Genomic DNA, 23,173 nt, shown 5'->3' with positions numbered 1-23,173 from the left:
TGTATTCCCGACCTGCGCGACGCGCGGGTGGATGGTCGCGCCGTGAACGCGCAGCACATCCTGGTCACCGGGGCGACCGGTTACATCGGGGGCCGGCTGGTCCCGCGGCTGCTGGAGCGCGGCCACCGGGTGCGTGTGCTGGTGCGCTCGCCGCAGAAGCTCACCGACGTGCCCTGGGCGGGCGCGGTGGAGGTGGTGCAGGGCGACCTGGGTGACCGGGAGGCGGTGGCAGCGGCGGTGGACGGCGTCGACACCGTGTACTACCTGGTGCACGCGATGCGAGCCAAGGGCGACTTCGAGGAGGAGGAGTCGGCCGCCGCGCGCTCGGTCGCCGATGCCTCGCGCGACGCCGGTGTGCGCAGGATCGTCTACCTCGGCGCCCTGCACCCGGACGGCGCGCTCTCCCGGCACCTGCGCTCGCGGGTGGCGGTCGGCCGCATCCTGCTCGACTCGGGGGTGCCGACCGTCGTGCTCCAGGCCGGCGTCGTGATCGGGTCCGGGTCGGCCTCGTTCGAGATGATCCGGCACCTCACCGAGGTGCTGCCGTACATGCCGGCGCCGCGCTGGGTGCGCAACCGCATCCAGCCGATCGCCGTCCGCGACGTGCTTCACTACCTGATCGAGGCCGCGGGGCTGCCGCCGGAGGTGTCCCGCGCGTTCGACATCGGCGGGCCGGACATCCTGCGCTACGGCCAGATGATGAACGGCTACGCGGTGGAGGCGGGGCTGCCGCAGCGGCCGATCGCGTCCCTGCCGGTCTTCACACCGTGGCTCGCGTCCCAGTGGGTCAACCTGGTCACCCCGATCCCGCGCGGGCTCGCCGTGCCGATCATCGAGTCGCTGCAGTACGACTGCGTGATGCGGGAGCACGACATCGATGACGTGATCCCGGCTCCGCCCGGTGGCCTCACCGGCTACCGCGCAGCGGTCAGGCTCGCGCTCGCCCGGATGCGCGCGGGCAGCGTCGAGACGAGCTGGCAGGACGCGTCGGTCGCGGGAGCGGCGAGCGATCCGCTGCCGAGCGACCCGGACTGGTCCGGCCATACCGTGTACACGGACGTGCGCGAGCGCGACAGCCGGGCGGCTCCCGAGGAGGTCTGGCGGGTCATCGAGGGCATCGGAGGGGAGCGCGGCTGGTACTCCTTCCCGCTGGCCTGGGCGCTGCGCGGCTGGGCGGACAAGGTGGTCGGAGGGGTGGGGCTGCGGCGCGGGCGACGGGACGCGGACCGGCTGCAGACCGGGGACGCGCTGGACTGGTGGCGGGTGGAGCACCTCGAACGCGGCTCCCGGCTGCGGCTGCGCGCCGAGATGCGCGTGCCGGGCCGGGCGTGGCTGGAGCTCGGGGTCGAGCCGCGCGCCGGCGGCTCCCGCTACCGGCAGCGCGCGGTGTTCTTCCCGCGCGGGCTGTCCGGGCGGCTCTACTGGTTCGCGATCCTGCCGTTCCACGGCGTGATCTTCAACGGGATGGCGAACCGCATCGTGCTGGAGGCGGAGGGCGGTCGCCAGCCGCTCGCGACGCAGCCGCTCACGAGTCGAGAGGAGCGGTGATCAGCGTGGTCGCGCTGAGGTCGTCGAGGAAGCGGGTGACCGTCTCCCGCTCGGCGGGGGTCAGCGCTTTGGCCACCTCGAAGCGCCGGGCATGCTGGAGGCCCATCGTCCTGCGCACCTCCCGGTGCGTCTCCGGCGTGATCTCGACGGTCACGGCCCGGCGGTCGGTGGGGTGCGGCCTGCGCACGACGTGCCCGGCCTTCTCCAGCCGGTCGAGCAGTTTGGTCACCGACGCGGTCGAGACGTGCAGGTGGTCGGAGAGGGCCCCGGCGGTCACCGGGACGCCGGCGTTCATGGACGCGATGATGTACCGCAGCGCCTTCATGTCCGTCTCGTTCAGCTTCATGTGGCTGCGGGAGACGAAGCTGAGCCGCTGCTCGGCCTCGCGCCACCCGCGGATGGCGCCGAGGAGCCGGACGATCTGGTCGAGCTCATCGTCGTCGAGGTCGTCGTGGCGGACGAGTTCCTGCCGGGGGTCGATCACGCGGGGGTCGATGAGGGACGCCGAGATGCGCTGCGCGTCGTCCTTGGAACTCATGCGCACATCCTATTCCCACCTGTAAGAAGCGTGCTAAGTTATTTACTAACTTGGCTAGACAAGGGAGGGCCGGAGACCATGACCCAGCTCCACCCGATGGCGCCGCCGGAGGCGCACGACAGCCACGTGGTCGCGCTGGCCGCGTCGGCGCTCGCCGAGGTCGATGAGCGCCTGAACGCCTTCTTCGCCGCGCGAGCGCCCGAGGCCGCCGCGCACGGCGACGCCTACCGCCGGTTGTGGGAGTCCGCGTGGGATGCGACACGAGGAGGCAAGCGGCTGCGGCCGCGCTTCACCCTCACCGCCTTCCACGGTCTCGGCGGAGCGCAGCGTGCGTCGGCCGCGCGGGAGTCCGCGGTCCGCGTCGCGGTCGCATTCGAGCTCCTGCACACCGCCTTCCTGCTCCATGACGACGTGATCGACGGCGACACCGTGCGCCGCGGCCGCCCGAACGTCGCCGGCGAGTTCACCGCGGACGCGCTCTTCCGCGGAGCCGGGCTTCCCCGGGCCCGGCTCTGGGGGGAGTCCGCCGCGATCCTCGCCGGCGACCTGCTGCTGCACGCCGCGACCGCCGAAGTGGCTCGGATCGACGCGCCCGCCTCGGTCAGGGATCGCCTGATGGACGTGCTGGAACGCGCCGTCTCCGTCACCGCGGCCGGCGAGCTCGCCGATGTCGGCCTCTCCACCGGCATGTCCGGAGCCGGGATCGCCGAGGTGCTGGCCATGACCGAGCGCAAGACCGCCGAGTACTCGGTCTCAGGCCCGCTCGTCGCGGGGGTGCTGCTGGCGGGCGCCGCCGATCGCGAGGGCGACCTGCTGGACGTGCTCGCCGAGTACGGCAGGCTCGTCGGCGTCGCATTCCAGCTCGGCGACGACCTGCTCGGCGTCTTCGGCAGCGAGGCAGTCACCGGCAAGAGCGTGGTGAGCGACCTGCGGCAGGGCAAGCAGACCACGCTCGTCGCCTTCGCGCGCGGCACCGCATCCTGGCCGGTCATCGCGGACGGCTTCGGCCGGCCCGACCTCGGCCGCGCGGAGGCCGCCGGGATCGCGTCCGCGCTGGAGGAGTGCGGAGCCCGCGGCTTCGTCGAGCGCCTTCTCCACGAGCACGTGGATGCGGCGATCCACGCCCTCGACTCGCCCGCGGTGCCCGCCGCCCTCGCCGCCGAGCTCACCGTCGTCGCCCGCTCCTGCGTCGGGAGGATCGCATGACCCGCACCGCCCCCGCCGCACCGGTGCAGGCGCCGCCGAGCGATCTCACCCTCTATACGAAGGCCGCGCGGCGCAGCGCCGCCACGATCATCCACGAGTACTCGACCTCGTTCAGCATGGCGACGCGGCTGCTCGGGCCGGAGGTCCGGCCCTGCGTCGAGGACGTCTACTCGCTGGTCAGGGTCGCCGACGAGATCGTCGACGGCGCGGCGGCGGAGGCCGGACTCGGCGTCGACGACCAGCGCGAGCTGCTTGACGCGCTGGAGGCCGACACCGAGCGCGCGATGCGCACCGGCTACAGCGCGAACGTCGTCGTGCACGCGTTCGCGGCGACGGCGCGCTCCTGCGGCATCGGCGTGGAGCTGACCCGCCCGTTCTTCGCCTCCATGCGCCGCGATCTGAGCCCTGTCGACTTCAGCGCGGAGGAGCTGCGCGAGTACGTCTACGGGTCCGCAGAGGTGGTCGGGCTGATGTGCCTGGCGGTGTTCCTGCACGACTCCCCGGTGCCGGAGGCGACGCGCCGCCGCCTCGAGAACGGCGCCAGACGTCTCGGCTCCGCCTTCCAGAAGATCAACTTCTTGCGCGACCTCGCCGTCGACTACACCGAGCTCGGCCGCAGCTACTTCCCGGGGATCGACCCCGCACGGCTCACCGAGCGGCAGAAGCTCGCGCTCGTGGTCGACATCGACTGCGACCTGGGGGCCGCCGCCGACGCGATCCCGGAGCTGCCGGACAACTGCCGGCGCGCCATCCTCGCCGCCCACGGCCTCTTCGCCGAGCTGAGTGACCGCATCCGCGCCACCCCGGCGCCCGACCTGCTCGAGCAGCGCGTCAGCGTCCCCGCCCGGGTCAAGCTCGCCGTCCTCCTGCGCGCGACCGCGGGAACCCTGCGATGACCGGCCGCCGCCGCGTCGTCGTCATCGGCGGCGGGATCGCCGGCCTCGCCACGGCCGCGCTGCTGGCTCGAGAGGGTCACGCCGTCACCCTGCTGGAGCAGCGCAGGGAGCTCGGCGGACGGGCGGGACGCTGGGAGGCGGACGGCTTCCGCTTCGACACCGGGCCCTCCTGGTACCTGATGCCGGAGGTGTTCGACCACTTCTTCCGCCTCCTCGGCACCAGCACCGCCGAGCAGCTGCGCCTCGTCACGCTCGACCCCGGCTACCGCGTGTTCGGGGAGGACGGGGACCCGCCGCTCGACGTCCGCGCGGACGGCGCCGCCAACCGCGCCCTGTTCGAGAGCGTCGAGCCGGGGGCCGGCGCGGCGCTCGACCGCTACCTGGCGAGCGCGCGAGAGACCTATCGGCTCGCCGTCGACCGATTCCTGTACGCGACGTTCGCCTCCTACCGCCCGCTGCTGTCCAGGGAGGTGCTCGCCCGCAGCGGCAGGCTCCTGCGCCTGCTGCTCGAGTCGCTCGACCGGCGCGCGGCGGCGACGGTGCACGACACCCGGCTCCGCCAGATCCTCGGCTACCCCGCGGTGTTCCTCGGCACCTCGCCGAAGCGCGCGCCGAGCATGTACCACCTGATGAGCCACCTCGACCTCGACGACGGCGTCCGCTATCCGCTCGGCGGCTTCTCCGCCCTCATCGACGCTGTCGTCGATCTCGCGGAGAAAGCGGGTGCGGAGCTCGTCACGGGCGCGCGGGTGACCGGCATCCGGACGGAGCAGGCCGGACGGCGCCGCGCCCGTGTCACCGGCGTGACCTATGAGGATGCGACCGGTGCCGAGCACGCCGTTGACGCCGACGTCGTGGTCTCCGCCGCCGACCTCCACCACACCGAGACGGCCCTGCTGCCGGAGGAGCTGCGAAGCCACCCCGAGGAGAGCTGGGACCGACGCGATCCGGGCCCGGGCGCGGTGCTCGTGATGCTCGGCGTGCGCGGCGCGCTTCCGCAGCTCGCCCACCACAGCCTGTTCTTCACCAGGGACTGGGACGAGAACTTCGAGCGGATCTTCGGCACCGACCCCGGCATCCCTGATCCCGCATCGCTGTACGTCTGCCGCCCGAGTGCGACCGATCCCGGCGTCGCGCCGAAGGGCTGCGAGAACCTGTTCGTGCTCGTGCCCGTTCCTGCCGACGTCTCCATCGGCGTCGGCGGACGCGACGGGGACGGCGACCGTCTCGTGGAGCGCACCGCCGACGCGGCGATCGCACAGGTCTCCGCCTGGGCGGGCATCCCGGACCTCGCCGACCGCGTCATCCTGCGTCGCACGGTCGGCCCCGGCGACTTCGCCGCCGACGTCAACGCCTGGAGCGGGGGAGCACTCGGGCCCGCGCACACCCTCCGCCAGAGCGCGTTCTTCCGCCCGGGCAACGTGTCGCGCCGCGTCGACGGCCTGCTCTACGCTGGCTGCTCGACCATCCCGGGCATCGGGCTGCCGATGTGCCTGATCAGCGCGGAGCTCGTCGTCAAGCGGCTGCGCGGGGACGTCGGGGCGGGTCCGCTCGCCGAGCCGCTGCGTCTCGTGCCGGCCGGAGAGCGGGTGCCGTGAACCTGCTCTACCTGGCGGCGCTGGTGCTCGCCCTCGGCGCGATGGTGCTGCTCGATCGCCGGTTCCGCCTGGTGTTCTGGCGGGACGCGCGGCGCGCGACGCTGGTGCTGGTGATCGGCCTGCTGTTCTTCCTGGCGTGGGACGCGGTCGGCATCGCGTCCGGCGTGTTCGCGCGCGGCGCGTCCCCGTTCCTCAGCGGTGTGGATGTGGCCCCCGAGCTGCCGGTGGAGGAGCTCTTCTTCCTGACCTTTCTCTGCTATCTCACCCTCGTCCTGCTCTCCGGGACACGCGCGCTGCTCGATCGGGGGAGACGGTCGTGACCTACGCGCTGATCAGCCTCGCCTTCCTCGCCGTCGCCCTCGTGGTCTTGGCGATCGCGCTGGCCACGCGCCGTGACCGGGTGGACCTCATGCGCCGCTGGTGGCTGCCCGCGCTCGTCTCCGGCGCGCTTCTGGCGGTCCTCACCGCTGTCTTCGACAACGTGATGATCGGCGTCGGGCTGATGACCTACTCCGGCGCGACGACCTCCGGGTTGCGGGTGGGCCTCGTGCCCGTCGAGGACTTCGCCTACCCGCTGGCGGCGCTCGTCCTGCTGCCCGCGCTCTGGCTGCTGACGGGGCGCCGTCGCAGGCGCCGTCGCCGGGATGGAGGCGCGGGATGACCGCCACCACCGCGGTGCGCCCCGCACGGCAGCTCCTGCTCGCGTCACGCCCGCTCAGCTGGATCAACACCGCGTTCCCGTTCGCGGCCGCGTACCTGCTGACGACCGGGCACGTCGACCTCACGCTCGTGATCGGGACGCTGTACTTCCTCGTCCCGTACAACCTCGCGATGTACGGCGTGAACGACGTGTTCGACTACGAGTCCGACCTGCGCAACCCGCGCAAGGGCGGAGCGGAGGGTGCGCTGCTCGACCCGGGGATGCACAGGAGGACGCTGGTCGCGGCGGCCGCGACGAACGTCCCGTTCCTGGTCTACCTCGTCGCGGTCGGCTCGCCGCTGTCCTGGCTCGTGCTCGCGGGCAGCGTGTTCGCCGTCCTCGCCTACTCGGTGCGCGGGCTGCGCTTCAAGGAGGTGCCGGTGCTCGACTCGGTGACCTCCAGCATCCACTTCGCGAGCCCCGCGCTGTACGGTCTCGTGCTCGCAGGTGCGACGTTCACGCCCGCGCTCTGGCTGATCCTGGCCGCATTCTTCCTGTGGGGGATGGGCAGCCACGCGTTCGGGGCCGTGCAGGATGTGGTGCCGGACCGCGAGGCCGGCATCGCCTCCATCGCGACGGCGTTCGGCGCGGCCGGCACCACGCGCTTCGCGATCGCGGCGTGGGCGGTCGCCGGGATGGCGATGCTGGGAACGCCGTGGCCGGGCCCGCTGGCCGCGGCGCTCGCGCTGCCGTACATCGCGACCGCCATGCCGTACTGGAACCTTCCCGATGCGCGCGCGAGCGCCGCCAACCGGGGCTGGTGGCGCTTCCTCTGGATCAACTACGCGTGCGGGTTCGTGGTGACGCTGCTGCTGATCCTCTCCGCGCTCGGCTGATCCGGCCGCGCCACCCGCTGTCGGCGACTCCGGAGAATGCGGGCCGGAACCCGCGGAATGACCGGAGTTCCGGAGACTGGGGCGGCGCGTCGGGGAGGATCTCCGGAATTGTCGACGTCCGGGTCAGCCCGCCTCCGGCCGGACCAGCTGCTGGAGGCTCCAGCCGTTGCCGTCCGGGTCGGTGAAGGTCACGAACCGGCCCCAGGCCAGGTCCGCGACACCCTCGGCCTCGATGCCGTTCGCGGTCAGGTGCTCGAGCGCGGCATCCGCATCCGGGATCACGATCTGCAGCCCCTTCATGGTCCCGGGCTCCATGTCCGTCAGCCCTTCGCCGAACGAGATCGAGCATGCGGAGCCGGGAGGCGTCACCTGCACGAAGCGCAGGGTGGGGGAGACGCGGTGGTCGTGGTCGGCGTTCCAGCCGAGCCTGTCGACGTAGAACTCCTTCGCCCGGTCGACGTCGGTCACGGGAACGATGATGAGCTCGATGCGCCAGTCGCTGATCGTCATGGTCTGTGCCTTCCTTCGGTGTCGGTTTCTCGTGCTGCACCTCGAGGCTATGCGGCATAGCGGTCAGTTTCCGGCCGCAATGAGAATCCGGCGAATCCTCGGCGGCGCACGCTAGTCTCGACAGCCATGAGCGACAGTCCGGCCGCGCCGACCCCGTACGAGATCCTCGGCGTCAGCTCGACCGTCAGCCAGGAGGAGCTGCGCCGTGCCTACCGGCGGCTCGCGCGCGAGACGCACCCCGACACCGGGGGCACCGCCGCCGCGTTCCAGGCCGTGCAGGCGGCGTGGGAGCTCGTCGGCGATCCGCAGGACCGCGCCCGCTACGACAGCGGCGAGTCCCTGGTGATGGACGCGGTCTCGGGCGAGTCCGGTTCCGGCGGCTTCAGCGCGACGGTGCACCCGACGCGGTCCTCGTCCCGCGGCGGCGCGACCGTCCGTCCGCGCAGCTACGGCCATCCCGGCGGTCAGGCCAGGGAGCGCTTCCTGACACTCATGCGCGAGTGGATGGGCCGGGGCGCCGAGCCCGCCGACCCGTACGATCCCGCACTCGTGCGCTCCGCCCCGCGCGAGATCCGGCAGCTGCTGGCCGTCGCACTCGCCGAGGAGGCCACCGCGCGTGCCGTCTCCTCGCTCGGCATCGGCTTCACGATCTGGAACGACGTCGCCGTGCACCCGGCGAGCGATGCCAAGCTCGACCACATCGTGCTCGGCCCGGCCGGGCTGTTCGCGATCCGCTCGGCCGACTGGGGCGGCGAGGTGAAGCTCGCCAAGGGCGAGGTCGTCGGCCCCGGTATCCCGCGCGACGAGGAGCCGCTGCGCGACCTCTACCACTCCGCGAAGAGCTTCGGCCGCCAGGCCGGCGTCCGCTTCACGGGCCACATCGTCGTCGTACCCGACGACGCCCTCGCGGTGCCGTTCGACGTCGTGCAGCGCGGACGGCTCGCGGGCTCCCTGCTCGTGCGCCGCTCGCTGCTGCCGAAGATCCTCCGGGATGGCGCCAACGCGGCCGGCCGCGAGAGCGTCGACCGCGCCTTCGAGCTGCGCCCACGGCTGCAGGAGGCCGTCCGCTTCGTGTGACGTCCCTTTCCCCGATTCACCTCGAATCGTGATTCAGCGGCGTCAGAGCCACGATTTGGAGCACATCCGGGAATACGGTGGAGACATGTCCTGCATCCGGTTCAACACCCCCGCCCAGCGTCAGGCCATGCGCGAGCACCGTCCCGCCATGCTCACCGCCGAGGAGGCCGCCGCGCTGCACCCGGCGCCCGAGGTGACCGAGAGCAAGATCCGCCGGCTGCGGCTGCTCGCCACCGACGCCAACCCCAAGATCCGCGAGGCGGTCGCCTCCAGCTACAACACGCCCGAGGACCTGTTCGTCGCCCTCGCGAAGGACCCCGACGACGGTGTGCGCGGCTGCGTCGCCAAGAACGAGGCGACGCCGTGCGACATCCTGCGCATGCTCGCCGACGACCCGTCGGAGACCGTGCGCGGCTGGGTCGCCGTCAACTACTTCGTCCCCGCCGATGTCATGGAGAAGCTCGCGGCCGACCGCAGCCGCACCGTGCGCAGCCTGGTGAAGTGGAAGGCGGAGCTCGCCGAGGAGGCGGCGGTCTGACGTGCGGGATCCCTCGAGCGTCCGCGTCGACTCCTGGGCATGGGCCGTGCGGCTCTTCAAGACGCGGTCCGCGGCCTCCGACGCCTGCAAGGCAGGCCATCTGAAGGTGAACGGCGACCGCGCCAAGCCGTCCCAGCCCGTCAAGGTGGGGGATGAGGTGCGCGCGTTCGTCGCCGGATCCGAGAAGATCTACATCGCCAAGCGCCTCATCGTGAAGCGGGTCGGAGCCGCCGTCGCCGCCGACTGCTTCGAGGACCGCACGCCCCCACCGCCGCCGAAGACGGAGGCGCCGGCGACCGTCGTGCGCGAGCGCGGTGCCGGCCGGCCGACCAAGCGCGACCGTCGGCTGATCGAGCGCCTCCGGGGTCACTGATGGCGCGGGCGCTCGTCGGCATCTCGGGATGGACGTACGCGCCCTGGCGCGGCGTCTTCTACCCGAAGGGCCTGCCGCACCGCGCGGAGCTGGAGTACGCGGCCGAGCGGATGGACTCCATCGAGATCAACGGCAGCTTCTACTCCCTGCAGCGCCCGACGAGCTACCGCACCTGGGCGCGGAACACTCCGGAGGACTTCGTCTTCGCAGTGAAGGGGGGCCGCTACATCACGCACATCCTGCGGCTGCGGAACTGCCGCGGGGCGCTCGCGAACTTCTTCGCGTCCGGCGTGCTGACACTCGGCCCGAAGCTCGGGCCGCTGCTCTGGCAGCTGCCGCCGACCCTCCAGCTGGACGCGGAGGCACTGGGCGACTTCCTCGCCCTGCTCCCGAAGACGGTGGCGGAGGCGCGCGCCCTCGCCCGAGAGACCTCGCTCGAGGAGGACAGGACGGACTTCGCCGCCGATGTCGCCGACCTCCCGCTCCGGCACGCGGTCGAGGCCAGGCACCCGAGCTTCACCGATCCGGCGTTCGCGGCGGTCGCACGCGAGCACGGCGTCGCCGTTGTCGTGGCGGACACCGCTGGACGCTATCCCGTGCTGCGCGATGTGACGGCCGACTTCGTCTACGTGCGCCTGCACGGCGACGAGGAGCTGTACGTCTCCGGCTACACGCCCGAGGCGCTCGACCGCTGGGCCGGCGACATCCGGGAGTGGCTGGGGGCCGGCCTCGACGTCTATGCGTACTTCGACAACGACGTCAAGGTGCGCTCGCCCGTCGACGCGATGGCGCTCCGGGAACGGCTGGCCTGAGTCGCGCGGACGGCCGCGGTCAGTCCTGCAGCACCGACATCACGTTCCCCGCGGGGTCGCGGAACCACGCGATGTCCGGTCCCTGACCGACCGACTTCCCGCGCGCGATGCCCTTCGCATCCGTCGGGAAGGCGTCGTCGTCGTAGATCTTCGTCACGACGCCCTTGCCGTTCAGCTCGTCCACGGCCGCATCGATGTCGTCGACCACGAGGTTCAGGATGGTGAAGCTCGCCGGCTCGTGGTTCGGCTTCGGGTAGACGAACACGTGCGCGCCGCTCGGCAGGGCGATGTCGAGATTGCCCATCGGGCCGTCGGTGACGTCGAGCCCGAGCGTGGCGCGGTAGAAGTCGCGGGCGGCGTCGATGTCGTCGACGCTGAAGCCGCTGAAGATGTCTCGTGCGGTGACCATGCGGCCCACTCTGCCCCAGTCCATCGAAAGGCGGAAGCACCGATATGGTCGCCCGGGTTACCGTGAGTACATGGACTCCCTGCTCAGACGGCTCGATCGGATCGCGGGTGGCCGGCACGCCGGCTACACCGTTCCCGAGGAGGGGACGACGCACCCGCGCACCCGGCGCGCGTTCGTCGTCATCGGCTGGCTGCTCGTCGCCGAGCTGCTGATCGGCGTCGCCGCGGTCGCCGTCGCCACGGTGCTCACGCTCGACGGCACGCGCGTCCCGTTCGCCGTGTGGATGCGCTCGGTCGTCGTGCTCGGCATGACCGTCACCTTGTTCTACTTCGCGTGGCGCGCACAGAAGGGCTACTACTGGGCGTACTCGCGGCTACGGCTGTTCTCGAAGATCTTCCCGGTGGTGACGCTGGTCATCGCGGCCATCCCCGGCCTGTACCCGCTCTGGATGGTGAGTGAGCAGATCCTGTTCAGCCTGATCCTGATCGGCGTGGCCGACTACCTCGACTCCGACCACATGCGCGCCGCGTTCCCGCGCCCGGGGAACCAGGGCACGATCGGCGACGTGCGCGCCTGATACTCGGCGTACTCGGGGTAGCGCGACTTCGAGATGCTCTCCGTGAAGACGGTGGAGCCGATGAACAGCCCCGTCAGCAGCAGCGGCCCGATCACGGTCCACTGCAGCAGCGAGCCCGCGGCGACGCAGCCGAACAGGAAGACGACCCACCACTGCGCCTGCTCGAAGAAGAAGTTCGGGTGCCGCGAGAGGCGGAACAGCCCGGTCTGCAGGAAGCGCGGGCTCGGCTCGCGGCCGGCGGCCTTCTCCGCCTTCTTCCACTGGTGGAAGTTCCACTGCTGCTGATCGGCGACCGTCTCGCCGACCAGGAACGCCAGGAACAGCACCGCGCAGACCACGTCGAGTGCGCCGAGCGGCGTGCGGTGCTCGAACGCCGTCCAGGCCGGAAGCGTGATGAGCAGCAGCAGCACGTTCTGGTAGATCACGATGAAGAACAGGTTGAACGCCGCGAACGCGCCCCGGCTCATCCGGCCGCGGAGCACCTCCCAGCGGTAGTCCTCGCCGCCGGGGGCGTAGCCGCCCTTCCTGGCGAAGTTGAAGGTGAGCCGGATGCCCCACAGCGTGACGAGCGCCGCCATCAGGTTCAGGCGCGCATCCTGGAGGCCGGCGGCGCCGGCGAAGATCCAGACGTAGACGAGCGGCACGACGGACCAGATGCGGTCGACCCACGAGTGCTCGCCCGTGATGAGCGAGAGCACCCAGGTCAGCGCGCAGACGGCGGCGAGCACCCAGAGACAGATCAGAAACGGCTCCACCCGCACATCCTAGGGCGGGACCGGCGTGGGATGGGTCGGCGGCGTCGATAGACTCGACACGTGGATTCAGTCGGCGCGGTCAGTTCGCGCGTGTGGACGATCCCGAACGCCCTCAGCTTCTTCCGGCTCGCCCTGGTGCCGGTGTTCCTCGGGTTCGTGATCGTGGGGGAGGATGCGCTCGCGCTCCTCGTCCTCGTCGTGTCCAGCATCACCGACTTCCTCGACGGCTGGCTCGCCCGCCGTCTGAACCAGGTGTCGCGACTCGGTCAGCTCCTCGACCCCGCAGCCGACCGGCTCTACATCTTCGCCGCGCTGATCGGGCTCGCGTGGCGCGAGGTCATCCCCTGGTGGCTGGTCGCGGTCATCGTCGCACGAGATGTCATGCTCGCGGTGCTCGGCGTCATCCTCGCGAACCACGGCTTCGGACCGCTCCCCGTGCACCACCTCGGCAAGGTGGCGACGTTCTGCCTGTTCTGGGCGCTCCCGCTGCTCATGCTGGGCGAGGCGTTCGGCGCCCTCGCGCCCTTCTCCCTGCCGCTCGGGTGGGCGTTCGCGCTCTGGGGCGCATTCCTCTACTGGTGGGCCGGCATCGTCTACATCCGCGAGACGGCCAGGGTGATCAGACTTCCGGCCGATGACAGCGGCCCACGATCCGATACGCTGGACCATGAGGAGGTTGACGGTGCCTGACGAGACATTCAACAACGGTCCGGCTGACGCCGGGGACGACGCGCGGAATCGCGACGCCGCGAACAACCCCCTGCGTGATGCCGCGGTGGGGAACGAGGATACGACGGCGCGCTTCGGCGAGGAGTTCGTGTCCAAGATGTTCCCGGTCGACGGCGAGATCTCGCCGGAGGAGCAGGAGGCGATCGCCGCCCTGCCGTCGGGATCGGCGCTGCTGATCGTGCGCCGCGGCCCGAACACGGGAGCCCGGTTCCTGCTCGACGCGGACGTGACGAGCGCCGGCCGGCACCCGAACGCCGACATCTTCCTGGACGACGTGACGGTATCCCGCCGGCACGCCGAGTTCACCCGGCGCGGCACCGCGTTCGAGGTCCGCGACCTCGGCTCGCTGAACGGCACGTACTACGACGGCGTCCGCATCGAGAGCGCGCTGCTGTCCGACTCGGCCGAGGTGCAGATCGGCAAGTTCCGCCTCACCTTCTACGCGTCCCGCCAAGACCTCGCCGCCGCGGCGAACGGCTAGTCAGTGGCTCGGCAAGCGGCGCGCACCCAGGCCGCCTCGCCCGCCCTGCTCTCGATCGGCCAGGTGCTCGCGCGCCTGACCCCGGAGTTCCCGGACCTGTCGTCGTCGAAGCTGCGCTTCCTGGAGGAGCGCGGCCTCGTCTCGCCCGCGCGCACCGCGTCCGGCTACCGCAAGTTCTCGCCGGCCGACGTCGAGCGGCTGCGCACCGTGCTCGGGATGCAGCGCGACCACTACCTGCCGCTGAAGGTCATCAAGACCTACCTGGCCGACCTGGACGCGGGCAGGAACCCCCAGCTGCCGGGAACGGCGACGAACGCCTCCATGCTCCCGGCCGGCCGGCGGTTCTCCCGCGACGAGCTGCTGCGCGAGGCGGGGGCGAGCGCGGAACTGCTGCAGCAGGCGATCAGTGCCTCCCTCATCGCTCCGGCCGATCGCTTCGGCGAGGAGGCGCTGACCGTGCTGCGCGCGCTCGCGGAGCTCGCGGGCAGCGGGATCGAGCCGCGCCACCTGCGCGGCTTCCGCGCCGCCGCCGAGCGCGAGATCGGCCTGATCGAGACCGCGCTGGTGCCGATCGCGCGGCGGAACGACGTGACGTCGAAGGCGCAGACCGCCGAGCTGGCGCGGGAGATCGCGGCGCACCTCGACGTGGTCCGCGGCAGCATCATCCGCTCGTCGCTCGCGCGCATCCGCCCGTGATCGCGACCAGGGCTCGACACGCCGACGCCGAATGGGCCGATGTCGTTGCCCGACGCGCGGGCGATGGGTACCGTGGTTGAAGCGCCACTTTCGAGGCGCGTCAACGCGCGAACCGGGCGAGAGGCAGACACATGAGCGAACTGAGTCGTGACAGCGACGCTGCCCGGTACGATCTCGGGCTGCTGTTCACGGACGGCCTGCCCGAGATGGACGACGCGAACGGCTACCGCGGTGCGGTCGCCGCGCGGGCGGCGGGGATCTCGTACCGCCAGCTCGACTATTGGGCCCGCACCGGACTGGTCGAGCCGACCGTTCGCGGAGCGGCCGGCTCCGGCTCGCAGCGCCTGTACGGCTTCCGCGACATCCTCGTCCTGAAGCTCGTGAAGCGGCTGCTGGACACCGGCATCTCGCTCCAGCAGATCCGCACGGCCGTCAACCAGCTCCGCGAGGCGGGCGTCAACGACCTGGCGCAGACCACGCTGATGAGCGACGGTGCGAGCGTCTACCTCTGCACGTCCAACGACGAGGTGATCGACCTCGTCAGCCGCGGCCAGGGCGTCTTCGGCATCGCCGTCGGCAAGGTGCTCCGCGAGGTCGAGTCTTCGCTCGTCGAACTGGACACCCAGGCCGACTCGCTCGACGAGCTCGCCGCGCGCCGGGCCGCCAAGTCGAAGGCCTCCTGACCCTCCCTCTTCGCGATCGAGTGGTGACATGACATCGCCACTCACGCCGGATAGGCGCAGAGACTCACCGCTCGAGGCGTGAGCGCGACGGGCTCAGGAGCCGGCGGTCGCGTACTCGCCGATTCTCGCCGTGCGCAGGACCCGCTCCAGCAGCATGTCGAAGTTGTGCGCCATCTCCTGCGCGCTCTCGCCCGGCCAGACGTGCAGCGGCTTCGCCGCGCCCTGGGCCTGCTGCAGCGACGTGCGCTCCGGCAGCTGCGGGGAGAGGACGAGCGGCCCGAACATGTCGCGCAGCTCCTTGATCCGGAACTGGTGCTCCAGCGACTGCACCCGGGCGCGGTTCACGATGATGCCGAGCGGCTGGAGGCGAGGCGACAGTCCGCGGCGGATCTCCTCGATCGCGCGCAGGGCACGGTCGGCGGCCGCCACCGAGAACAGGCCGGGCTCCGTCACGACGGCGACGCGATCGCTCGCGGCCCACGCGGTGCGGGTGAGCGCGTTCAGGGACGGCGCGCAGTCGATGAGCACGAGCTCGTAGTCGTGCTCGACGTTCGCGAGCGCCTCCTCGAGCTTCCAGATGTCGCGGATGCTCGGGTGCGGTCCGTCGAAGTTGATGGCAGACGGGCTGCCGATCATCACGTCGATCTTGCCGCTGCGGCCCTTGGTCCAGCCGGAGGGCGCGATCGCCGCGCGCACGATCTTCTCCTTGGGGGAGGCGAGCACGTCCGCGACGTTCAGATGGCCGGCGACCTGGATGTCCATGCCGGTGGAGACGTCGGACTGCGGATCGAGATCGACCACCAGGGTGCGGAGCCCTTTCGCGAACGCCGCCGAGGCAAGCCCAAGCGTCACCGTGGTCTTTCCGACACCGCCCTTGAGGGAACTAACGCTGAGTACGTGCACGAGAGCCACGTTACCTTCACTAGTCTTAGAGAACCTAACCGTTTGCTGTGTGGTGTCGACCCCTGCTCGAAAGGTCCGCATGTTCCGTAAGATCCTCGTTGCCAACCGCGGTGAAATCGCCATCCGTGCCTTCCGGGCCGCCTATGAGCTGGGCGCGGAGACCGTCGCCGTCTTCCCGTACGAAGACCGCAACTCGATGCACCGTCTGAAGGCGGACGAGGCGTACCAGATCGGCGAGCCCGGTCACCCGGTGCGCGCCTACCTGGATGTGCAGGAGATCATCCGCGTCGCCAAGGAGTCCGGCGCCGACGCGATCTACCCCGGCTACGGCTTCCTCTCCGAGAACCCGGAGCTCGCCGACGCGGCGCGCGCCGCCGGCATCGCCTTCATCGGCCCGCGCGCCGAGGTGCTGGAGATGGCGGGCAACAAGGTCACAGCGAAGGAGCACGCGATCGCCGCGGGCGTCCCTGTGCTGAAGTCCACGCCGCCCTCGCGCGACATCGACGAGCTGCTCGCGGGCGCCGACGACATCGGCTTCCCGATCTTCGCCAAGGCGGTCGCCGGTGGCGGCGGCCGCGGAATGCGCCGGGTGAACACGAAGGAGGAGCTGCGTCCCGCGCTCGAGGAGGCCATGCGCGAGGCCGACAGCGCGTTCGGCGACCCGACCATGTTCCTGGAGCAGGCCGTGCTGCGCCCGCGGCACATCGAGGTCCAGGTCCTCGCGGACGGCAACGGCGAGACCATGCACCTCTTCGAGCGCGACTGCTCGGTGCAGCGCCGCCACCAGAAAGTGGTCGAGATCGCGCCGGCCCCGAACCTCTCCGACGACATCCGCCAGGCGCTCTACCGCGACGCGGTCGCCTTCGCCAAGTCGATCAACTACGAGAACGCCGGCACCGTCGAGTTCCTGCTCGACACCGCGGGCGAGCGCGCCGGCCAGCACGTGTTCATCGAGATGAACCCGCGCATCCAGGTCGAGCACACGGTCACCGAGGAGATCACCGACGTGGACCTCGTCCAGTCGCAGATCCGCATCGCGGCGGGGGAGAGCCTCGCCGACCTCGGCCTCAGCCAGGACACCGTGCACATGCGCGGCGCCGCCCTGCAATGCCGCATCACCACCGAGGACCCGACCGCCGGCTTCCGGCCGGACACCGGCAAGATCACCACCTACCGCTCGCCGGGCGGCGCCGGCATCCGACTGGACGGCGGCACGATCAACCCCGGCGCGCAGATCAGCCCGCACTTCGACTCGATGCTCGCGAAGCTCATCTGCCGCGGCCGCGACTTCCCGGCCGCGGTGCTCCGCGCCCGCCGCGCGCTCGCGGAGTTCCGCGTGCGCGGCGTCGCCACGAACATCCCGTTCCTGCAGGCGGTCATGGAGGACCCGGACTTCATCGCCGGCCACGTCTCCACCTCCTTCATCGAGGAGCGTCCGGAGCTGTTCAAGGGCCGCGCGTCCAAGGACCGCGGCACCAAGGTCCTGAACTGGCTCGCCGATGTCACCGTCAACCAGCCGAACGGCGCCCGCCCGGAGACGGCGGAGCCGCTGGAGAAGCTGCCGCGCATCGACCTGAGCGTCCCGGCTCCGGCCGGCTCGCGCCAGCGCCTCCTCGAGCTGGGTCCCGCGGGCTTCGCCAAGGCGCTCCGCGAGCAGAACGCGCTGGCGGTCACGGAGACCACGTTCCGCGATGCGCACCAGTCGCTGCTCGCGACCCGCGTCCGCACCAAGGACCTGCTCGCCGTTGCGCCGTACGTCGCCCGGATGACGCCGGAGCTGCTCTCGGTGGAGGCGTGGGGAGGCGCGACCTACGACGTCGCGCTGCGCTTCCTCGGCGAGGACCCCTGGCAGCGTCTCGCGGCGCTCCGCGAGGCACTGCCGAACATCAACATCCAGATGCTGCTGCGCGGCCGCAACACCGTCGGCTACACACCGTACCCGACGCAGGTGACCGATGCGTTCGTGCGCGAGGCCGCGGCGACCGGCGTCGACATCTTCCGCATCTTCGACGCGCTCAACGACGTGTCGCAGATGCGTCCGGCCATCGAGTCGGTGCTGGCCACCGGCACGGCCGTCGCCGAGGTCGCCGTCTGCTACACCGGCGACCTGCTCGACCCGACCGAGGACCTCTACACCCTCGACTACTACCTGGGGCTCGCCGAGCAGATCGTCGCCTCCGGCGCGCACATCCTCGCGATCAAGGACATGGCGGGCCTGCTCCGCCCGGCCGCGGCCGAGAAGCTCGTCGCCGCGTTCCGTGAGCGCTTCGACCTCCCGGTCCACGTGCACACGCACGACACCCCTGGCGGCCAGCTCGCGACCTTGCTCGCGGCCTCGCGCGCCGGAGCGGACGCGGTGGACGTCGCGAGCGCGCCGATGGCCGGCACCACCAGCCAGCCCAGCGCTTCGGCGCTCGTCGCCGCCCTCGCGCACACCGAGCGCGACACCGGCATCTCGCTGTCCGCCGTCGAGGACCTGGAGCCGTACTGGGAGGCCGTGCGCCACGTGTACGCGCCGTTCGAGTCCGGCCTTCCCGGCCCGACCGGCCGGGTCTATAAGCACGAGATCCCCGGCGGCCAGCTCTCCAACCTGCGCCAGCAGGCGAAGGCGCTCGGCCTCGCGGAGGACTTCGAGCTCGTCGAGGACATGTACGCCGCGGCCAACCGCATCCTCGGTCGCATCCCGAAGGTGACGCCGTCGTCGAAGGTGGTCGGCGACCTCGCCCTGCACCTCGCCGCTGTGCACGCCGACCCGGACGACTTCGCCGAGAACCCGCAGAACTACGACATCCCCGACTCGGTCGTCGGCTTCATGGCCGGCGAGCTGGGCGAGCTGCCGGGGGGATGGCCGGAGCCGTTCCGCACCAAGGTGCTCGCGGGGAAGACGGTGAAGGTCGGCGTCGAGGACCTGTCCGCCGCGGACGCCGAGGCGCTGGAGGGGTCGAGCGAGGAGCGCAGGGCGACCCTCAACCGGCTGCTGTTCCCGGCCCCGACCCGCATCTACGAACAGATGCGCGAGCTCTTCGGCGACCTGTCCGTCGTCGACTCCCTCGACTACCTGTACGGCCTGAAGCAGGGCTCGGAGCACGTCATCGAGTTCAGCAAGGGCGTGCGGCTCTACATCGGCCTGGAGGCGATCGGCGAGGCGGACGAGAAGGGCATGCGCACCGTCATGACCACGCTCAACGGCCAGCTGCGCCCGGTCTTCGTCCGCGACCGCAGCATCGTCGTGGAGACCAAGGCCGCCGAGAAGGCGGACACCGCCAAGCCCGGGCAGATCGCCGCACCGTTCTCCGGTGTGGTCACGCTGCAGGTCAACCCGGGTGACGCGGTCGCCGCGGGCCAGGCCGTCGCCTCCATCGAGGCGATGAAGATGGAGGCGGCGATCACCGCGCCCATCGCCGGCACGGTCGAGCGGCTCGCCATCCCGAAGACCCAGCAGGTGGACGCCGGCGACCTGCTGGTCGTCATCACGCCCGCGTAGCGAACACGCTAGGGCCGTACAATGTCGCCGTCGCCCACCCGCGGCGGCAGAAGGAGACCGTACCCGTGGCAGAAAAGCCCGAGGAGCCGGAGCGCGGCGACCTCGCGTCTCAGGACGACGAGCTGACGCTCACGCCCGCCGAGACGCTGAGGATCGCCGTGGACCTGCCGCCGGCTGCCCCCAAGGAGATCCCGGAGGACGAGGCCGCCGTCGCGATCGACGACGTCCCCGTGGACCCCGGCTTCGTGCAGTCGGTGATCGAGCCGACCACGACCTCCGTGGCGATCATGGCGTCGCGGCTCGGCACCGGTTCGACCCCGATCCAGCAGGACGGGCGTGATGCGGCGGACATCCCACCGCTGCCGGGCGGGCAGTCCCGCCGGGATCGGCTGCGGGGCGAGCACGCGTCGCAGCCGGAGCCCGCGGCGATGCTGACCGCCGACCGGCTCCTGGAGGTCAACCGCAAGACGCGTCCAGGCCCGGAGGGCACGTGGCAGCGGTTCGTGTACAACGTCACCTTCCGGACGGTGAACCTCGGCGACTCGGCCAAGGTGCGGGCGCGCAAGGAGCTCGACCACCGCATCCAGAAGCAGTTCGAGGGCGGCACCCGCTTCGTCCCGGTGCTCACCCGCAAGGGCGGCGTCGGCAAGACCACGGTGACCACCTTGCTCGGGATGGCGCTGGCCGACGCCCGGGAGGATCGCATCGTCGCGATCGACGCGAACCCGGACCGGGGGACGCTGTCCGAGCGCGTCCCGAAGCAGACCCGCGCAACGGTGCGGGACGTCGTGCACAAGGCGGCGAGCATCAACGGCTTCACCGACTTCTCCGCCCTCGTCTCGCGCGACGAGACCCGCCTCGACATTCTCGCCTCCGACACCGACCCGCTGCTCTCCGAGGCGTTCGACGAGAACGACTACAACGTGGTCGCCGACCTCACCGCGCGGTTCTACTCGATCGTCCTGACCGACTGCGGAACCGGTATCGTGCACTCGGTGATGCGCGCCACCCTGCAGCGCGCCGATTCGCTGGTGATCGTCTCCGGTGGCAGCGTCGACGAGGCCCGGCTGGCGTCGGAGACGCTCACGTGGCTCGAGGCGAACGGCTACGGCGACCTCGTCCGGAACGCCATCGTCGCGCTGAACACCGCCACCCAGGGCACCAACCTGGTCAAGCTGGAGGAGATCGAGTCGCATTTCCGGTCGCGTGTGCGCGAGATCGTGCGCATCCCGTACGACCCGCAGCTCGCCGCCGGCTCGGTCGTGTCCTGGAAGGACCTCAAGCCGCTGACCAAGCTGTCCGCCCGCACGCTCGCCGCGCTCGTCGTCGAGGGCCTGCCCGCCGAGCGCGACTGAGCCCTCATCCACCGCACCATCCCGAGGAGACCCCTGTGACCGAACGCCAGATCCGCCTGTTCGGCGACCCCGTGCTGAAGACCCCGTCCGAGCCGATCGGCGAGATCGACGAGGGTGTCCGCGGTCTCGTCGAGGACCTGGTCGACAGCGTGCTGCCGCCGGGTCGCGCGGGCGTGGCGGCGCCGCAGATCGGCGTGAACCTGCGGGCGTTCAGTTACAACGTGGATGGCGACGTCGGCTACATCATCAACCCGGAGCTGATCGAGGTGTCCGGTGAGCCGGAGCTGGTGGACGAGGGCTGCCTCTCGGTGCCCGGGCTCTGGTTCAAGACCGCGCGGTATCCGTTCGCGCGGGTGCGCGGCCTGAACCTCGACGGCGAGACCATCGAGCTTTCCGGAACCGGAGTGATGGCGCAGGCGCTGCAGCACGAGACGGACCACCTCGACGGGAAGCTCTACCTCGACCGGCTCGACAAGGACAGCCGCCGCGAGGCGATGAAGCAGGTGCGCGAGAGCGACTGGTTCTGACGTCTAGACTCTCCCGCATGGACATTGCGGTCACCGGAGGATCAGGAAAGCTCGGACGCACGGTCGTGCGCGAACTGCGCGCGGCGGGGCACACCGTCGTCAGTCTCGACGCGACGGGGGAGCGCGGGCCCGGCTTCGTGCGCGTCGACCTGACCGACTACGGTCAGACGATCGACGCGATTCTCGGTGTGAACGACCTGCACGATGGCTTCGACGCGATCGTGCACCTGGCGGCCATCCCTGCGCCCGCGATCCTCAGCGATGTCGCGACGTTCCACAACAACATCCGGGTCACCTACAACGTGTTCCAGGCCGCGCGGCGCGCGGGCATCCGCAACATCGTCTACGCGTCGAGCGAGACCGTGCTCGGCCTGCCGTTCGACGTGCCGCCGCCGTACATCCCCGTCGACGAGGAGTACCCGGCCCGGCCGGAGTCGACGTACTCGCTGGTGAAGCACCTCGAGGAGCAGATGGCCATCGAGCTGGTGCGCTGGGATCCCGCGCTGAAGATCGTCGCGCTGCGCTTCTCCAACGTGATGGAGCCCGCCGACTACGCGGAGTTCCCGTCGTTCGACGCGGACGCTCGCGCGCGCAAGTGGAACCTCTGGGGTTATATCGACGCCAGGGACGGCGCCCAGGCGATCCAGAAGGCGCTGGAGTGGGACACCACCGGCTTCGACCGCTTCATCATCGCCGCGGCCGACACGGTGATGAGCCGCCCCAACGCCGAGCTGGTCGCGGAGGTGTTCCCCGGCGTGCCGCTGAAGGGCGAGCTCGGCGTCAACGACACCCTCCTCTCCATCGACAAGGCCCGTCGCGTCCTCGGTTACGCCCCCACCCACTCCTGGCGCGACCACGTCTGACCCCCGGCCACATTTGTGCCGAATGTGGCTTTCGCCCACGCCGTAACCGACATTTGGCGCAAATGTGCGCGGCAGTCGGCCTGTGGAGAGAGCATTGCTTTCCACAGATTCGCGACGATGACGTCGCGAAGCCGGTGACGGGGCCACGATACGGGGATGCGGAACGCGCGCCCTCTCCCGCCCGAACTCGTCGGTGGCCCCTTCACCCCACGCGACGCTCGCCGATACGGAGTGGACGCGCTGCGCTTGCGAGCACGCGACATCCGCCATCCGTTCCACGGGGTCAGTTCGTCGGGGATCCCGAACGGGATCAGGGAGCTGTGCGCGGCGTACCTCCCGGTCATGCCCGACGGTGCCTATTTCAGCCATGAGACGGCGGCTGCCCTCCTCGGTGTGCCGTTACCGCCTGACGTGCAGCCGTACCCGCTCCACGTGGCGGTGGCGAGGCCAAGGACAGCCCCGCGCGGGCGCGGCATCGTCGGCCACAGCCTGGGGAATCTGACTGGTGCCGTCGTCGACGGGATACCGGTCAGCGTGCCGGCGCACGCATGGTGCCAGCTTTCCGGGCGGGTCGGTCGGGGTGACCTTGTGGCGGCCGGCGATCATTTCGTGGGGGCGCGCTCGCGACCGTCGCTCGTGACGGTGGACGAATTGGCTGCGGTGTCGGCCCGAAGCGCCCGAACGAAGGGGGCGTCGACCCGCGCCTGGGCGCTGCCCCGCATCCGATTCGGAGCGGACTCGCGACCGGAGACGCTGCTGCGGCTCTACTTGGAAGCGCAGGGCTGGGATGAGCTCGACGTGAATCCGCCGCTACTGGTGGATAGCGGCCTCGTGACGATTCATCCCGACCTCGCCTCAGTCCGCGGACGGGTGGTCTTCGAGTACGAAGGCGATGGTCACCGCGTGGACCGGTGGCAATGGCACCACGACATCGAACGGCGGGAGCTGCTCGAGGAAGCCGGCTGGCGTGTGATCCGTGTCACGTCACTGGATCTCTTCCAGGACAACGCCGCATTCGCGCGGCGTCTTCAACGATTTGCGCCAAATGTCGGTAAGCGCGATGACTGAACCGACATTTG

The 23,173-nt window shown here is 70.8% G+C and carries 26 protein-coding genes; 21 read left to right on the top strand and 5 right to left on the bottom strand.

The window, feature by feature from the left end; translation table 11 throughout:
• Positions 1-42 precede the first annotated feature (42 nt).
• Positions 43-1,548: an SDR family oxidoreductase gene (locus AAME72_RS19130; protein WP_348788109.1), complete on the top strand. Its 1,506-nt coding sequence runs from the start codon at positions 43-45 to the stop codon at positions 1,546-1,548.
• On the opposite strand, the gene AAME72_RS19125 is transcribed toward AAME72_RS19130, so the two are convergent.
• Positions 1,526-2,086: a MarR family transcriptional regulator gene (locus AAME72_RS19125; protein ID WP_348788108.1), complete on the bottom strand. Its 561-nt coding sequence runs from the start codon at positions 2,084-2,086 to the stop codon at positions 1,526-1,528. The two genes, AAME72_RS19130 and AAME72_RS19125, sit on opposite strands and share 23 nt — an antisense overlap.
• A 78-nt stretch (positions 2,087-2,164) precedes the next feature.
• Here AAME72_RS19125 and AAME72_RS19120 point away from each other — a divergent pair, with 78 nt between their 5' ends.
• The 6 genes from AAME72_RS19120 to AAME72_RS19095 are packed head-to-tail and all read left to right on the top strand — an operon-like array spanning position 2,165 to position 7,322.
• Positions 2,165-3,292 carry a polyprenyl synthetase family protein gene (locus tag AAME72_RS19120; protein ID WP_348788107.1) on the top strand — a complete coding sequence of 376 codons (1,128 nt, stop codon included), beginning with the start codon at positions 2,165-2,167 and terminating at the stop codon, positions 3,290-3,292.
• Complete coding sequence (locus AAME72_RS19115) at positions 3,289-4,188, top strand: phytoene/squalene synthase family protein (protein WP_348788106.1); 900 nt, start codon at positions 3,289-3,291, stop codon at positions 4,186-4,188. The genes AAME72_RS19120 and AAME72_RS19115 overlap by 4 nt, the downstream gene beginning before the upstream one ends.
• Positions 4,185-5,786, top strand: a complete 1,602-nt coding sequence (crtI, locus tag AAME72_RS19110; RefSeq protein WP_348788105.1) for a phytoene desaturase family protein — start codon at positions 4,185-4,187, stop codon at positions 5,784-5,786. Before AAME72_RS19115 ends, crtI begins: the two co-directional genes overlap by 4 nt.
• Positions 5,783-6,106 (top strand): lycopene cyclase domain-containing protein, encoded by a 324-nt coding sequence (locus tag AAME72_RS19105; protein ID WP_348788104.1) that lies wholly within the window; start codon positions 5,783-5,785, stop codon positions 6,104-6,106. Before crtI ends, AAME72_RS19105 begins: the two co-directional genes overlap by 4 nt.
• Complete coding sequence (locus tag AAME72_RS19100; protein ID WP_348788103.1) at positions 6,103-6,447, top strand: lycopene cyclase domain-containing protein; 345 nt, start codon at positions 6,103-6,105, stop codon at positions 6,445-6,447. The genes AAME72_RS19105 and AAME72_RS19100 overlap by 4 nt, the downstream gene beginning before the upstream one ends.
• Positions 6,444-7,322: a prenyltransferase gene (locus tag AAME72_RS19095; protein ID WP_348788102.1), complete on the top strand. Its 879-nt coding sequence runs from the start codon at positions 6,444-6,446 to the stop codon at positions 7,320-7,322. The genes AAME72_RS19100 and AAME72_RS19095 overlap by 4 nt, the downstream gene beginning before the upstream one ends.
• Positions 7,323-7,445: 123 nt before the next feature.
• Here AAME72_RS19095 and AAME72_RS19090 read toward each other — a convergent pair whose 3' ends face one another.
• The gene (locus tag AAME72_RS19090) at positions 7,446-7,832 is read right to left on the bottom strand and encodes a glyoxalase superfamily protein (RefSeq protein ID WP_348788101.1); all 387 of its coding nucleotides are present in this window, start codon (positions 7,830-7,832) and stop codon (positions 7,446-7,448) included.
• Between the two features lie 126 nt (positions 7,833-7,958).
• Between AAME72_RS19090 and AAME72_RS19085 the strand changes: the two genes are divergently transcribed.
• The 4 genes from AAME72_RS19085 to AAME72_RS19070 all read left to right on the top strand — a co-directional run bounded on the left by AAME72_RS19085 (position 7,959) and on the right by AAME72_RS19070 (position 10,632).
• The gene (locus tag AAME72_RS19085) at positions 7,959-8,909 is read left to right on the top strand and encodes a DnaJ domain-containing protein (RefSeq protein ID WP_348788100.1); all 951 of its coding nucleotides are present in this window, start codon (positions 7,959-7,961) and stop codon (positions 8,907-8,909) included.
• Positions 8,910-8,994: 85 nt separating this feature from the next.
• Complete coding sequence (locus AAME72_RS19080; RefSeq protein ID WP_348788099.1) at positions 8,995-9,447, top strand: hypothetical protein; 453 nt, start codon at positions 8,995-8,997, stop codon at positions 9,445-9,447.
• Between the two features lies 1 nt (position 9,448).
• On the top strand, positions 9,449-9,820 hold the full coding sequence (locus AAME72_RS19075) for a S4 domain-containing protein (protein WP_348788098.1): 372 nt from the start codon (positions 9,449-9,451) through the stop codon (positions 9,818-9,820).
• On the top strand, positions 9,820-10,632 hold the full coding sequence (locus AAME72_RS19070) for a DUF72 domain-containing protein (RefSeq protein ID WP_348788097.1): 813 nt from the start codon (positions 9,820-9,822) through the stop codon (positions 10,630-10,632). The genes AAME72_RS19075 and AAME72_RS19070 overlap by 1 nt, the downstream gene beginning before the upstream one ends.
• 19 nt (positions 10,633-10,651) lie before the next feature.
• Here the strand turns inward: AAME72_RS19070 and AAME72_RS19065 are convergent, their stop codons facing one another.
• The gene (locus tag AAME72_RS19065) at positions 10,652-11,041 is read right to left on the bottom strand and encodes a VOC family protein (RefSeq protein ID WP_348788096.1); all 390 of its coding nucleotides are present in this window, start codon (positions 11,039-11,041) and stop codon (positions 10,652-10,654) included.
• Positions 11,042-11,111: 70 nt separating this feature from the next.
• On the opposite strand from AAME72_RS19065, the gene AAME72_RS19060 reads away from it, so the two are divergent.
• Positions 11,112-11,618, top strand: a complete 507-nt coding sequence (locus AAME72_RS19060; RefSeq protein ID WP_348788095.1) for a hypothetical protein — start codon at positions 11,112-11,114, stop codon at positions 11,616-11,618.
• Here AAME72_RS19060 and AAME72_RS19055 read toward each other — a convergent pair.
• Positions 11,540-12,379: a DUF1295 domain-containing protein gene (locus tag AAME72_RS19055; RefSeq protein ID WP_348788094.1), complete on the bottom strand. Its 840-nt coding sequence runs from the start codon at positions 12,377-12,379 to the stop codon at positions 11,540-11,542. The two genes, AAME72_RS19060 and AAME72_RS19055, sit on opposite strands and share 79 nt — an antisense overlap.
• 54 nt (positions 12,380-12,433) lie before the next feature.
• Here AAME72_RS19055 and AAME72_RS19050 point away from each other — a divergent pair, with 54 nt between their 5' ends.
• The 4 genes from AAME72_RS19050 (at position 12,434) to AAME72_RS19035 (ending at position 14,962) form a co-directional block, all read left to right on the top strand.
• Entirely contained in the window at positions 12,434-13,063 is a 630-nt protein-coding gene (locus tag AAME72_RS19050; RefSeq protein WP_348788093.1) for a CDP-alcohol phosphatidyltransferase family protein, read from the top strand.
• Complete coding sequence (locus AAME72_RS19045) at positions 13,056-13,583, top strand: FHA domain-containing protein (RefSeq protein WP_348788092.1); 528 nt, start codon at positions 13,056-13,058, stop codon at positions 13,581-13,583. Before AAME72_RS19050 ends, AAME72_RS19045 begins: the two co-directional genes overlap by 8 nt.
• 3 nt (positions 13,584-13,586) lie before the next feature.
• Complete coding sequence (locus AAME72_RS19040) at positions 13,587-14,279, top strand: MerR family transcriptional regulator (protein WP_348788091.1); 693 nt, start codon at positions 13,587-13,589, stop codon at positions 14,277-14,279.
• 131 nt (positions 14,280-14,410) lie between these two features.
• Complete coding sequence (locus AAME72_RS19035) at positions 14,411-14,962, top strand: MerR family transcriptional regulator (RefSeq protein ID WP_314146377.1); 552 nt, start codon at positions 14,411-14,413, stop codon at positions 14,960-14,962.
• 93 nt (positions 14,963-15,055) lie between these two features.
• Here AAME72_RS19035 and AAME72_RS19030 read toward each other — a convergent pair whose 3' ends face one another.
• Positions 15,056-15,874, bottom strand: a complete 819-nt coding sequence (locus AAME72_RS19030; RefSeq protein WP_348788090.1) for a ParA family protein — start codon at positions 15,872-15,874, stop codon at positions 15,056-15,058.
• Between the two features lie 70 nt (positions 15,875-15,944).
• Between AAME72_RS19030 and AAME72_RS19025 the strand changes: the two genes are divergently transcribed.
• The 5 genes from AAME72_RS19025 (at position 15,945) to AAME72_RS19005 (ending at position 23,162) form a co-directional block, all read left to right on the top strand.
• Positions 15,945-19,349, top strand: coding sequence for a pyruvate carboxylase (locus tag AAME72_RS19025; protein ID WP_348788089.1), 3,405 nt, complete (start codon positions 15,945-15,947; stop codon positions 19,347-19,349).
• Between the two features lie 65 nt (positions 19,350-19,414).
• Entirely contained in the window at positions 19,415-20,704 is a 1,290-nt protein-coding gene (locus AAME72_RS19020) for a MinD/ParA family protein (RefSeq protein ID WP_348788088.1), read from the top strand.
• Positions 20,705-20,739: 35 nt separating this feature from the next.
• Complete coding sequence (gene def, locus AAME72_RS19015) at positions 20,740-21,231, top strand: peptide deformylase (RefSeq protein ID WP_348788087.1); 492 nt, start codon at positions 20,740-20,742, stop codon at positions 21,229-21,231.
• A gap of 17 nt (positions 21,232-21,248) precedes the next feature.
• Entirely contained in the window at positions 21,249-22,094 is an 846-nt protein-coding gene (locus AAME72_RS19010; protein WP_348788086.1) for an NAD(P)-dependent oxidoreductase, read from the top strand.
• A 231-nt stretch (positions 22,095-22,325) separates the two neighbouring features.
• A complete protein-coding gene (locus tag AAME72_RS19005; protein WP_348788085.1) occupies positions 22,326-23,162 on the top strand; it encodes a hypothetical protein in 837 nt (278 codons plus the stop codon).
• Positions 23,163-23,173 lie beyond the last annotated feature (11 nt).

It is taken from the genome of Leifsonia sp. NPDC080035 (assembly GCF_040050925.1).
Lineage (GTDB): Bacteria > Actinomycetota > Actinomycetes > Actinomycetales > Microbacteriaceae > Leifsonia.
Note: the sequence above shows the minus strand (reverse complement) of the source record. Positions and strands in the feature narration are given on the sequence as shown.